This window comes from Vibrio sp. R-1 (genome assembly GCF_035615595.1).
Classification (GTDB): domain Bacteria; phylum Pseudomonadota; class Gammaproteobacteria; order Enterobacterales; family Vibrionaceae; genus Vibrio; species Vibrio cholerae.
This window is the reverse complement of record NZ_WPDC01000310.1, coordinates 1-485: the sequence shown is the minus strand read 5'-3', so window position 1 is coordinate 485 and position 485 is coordinate 1. Positions and strand designations below refer to the sequence as shown.

Genomic DNA, 485 nt, shown 5'->3' with positions numbered 1-485 from the left:
GTGTTTGAGTTTGGCGTTAACGCGTTGCCAGCCCCTTAGGCGGGCGTTATACCAATTGCTTCAAACGACTATTTTGGTGATAGAGAAATTGTATGAGAAATGATTACGACTATGTGAAAGAAATACTCGATGTTTTCCTTGAGCATCCATTGCCTACAGTTAACTGGGACGAGTTTTCTAAACTAAAAGATCTTGATGAGCACAAATTTGTTCATCATATGGAAATCCTTATTGATAAGGGGCTTATCTGTGCAATTTGGCCTGATAGTTCGCTAAATTTTTCACGTCGACATGATAGTTATATGTATCCAGGCTCACCAATTCGACTAACTGCTGATGGTCATGATTTTGCGTCAGAGTTAAATAGTTCAGATACACTAAAAGTAATCACAGGTCGCTTCAAAGAGGAAGGTTTGTCTGTAGTAATCGATGTTGCTAAAAAGCTGGCTAAATCTCGTATTGAGAAAGAGCTGGAAAAATTGGTA

1 protein-coding gene is annotated in these 485 nt (G+C 38.8%); it reads left to right on the top strand.

Annotated elements, in window-relative coordinates; genetic code table 11:
• Window positions 1-92: 92 nt before the first annotated feature.
• Window positions 93-485, top strand: a 393-nt coding sequence (locus tag GOU96_RS18275) for a hypothetical protein (RefSeq protein ID WP_267783322.1), incomplete at its 3' end; no start/stop codon positions are given.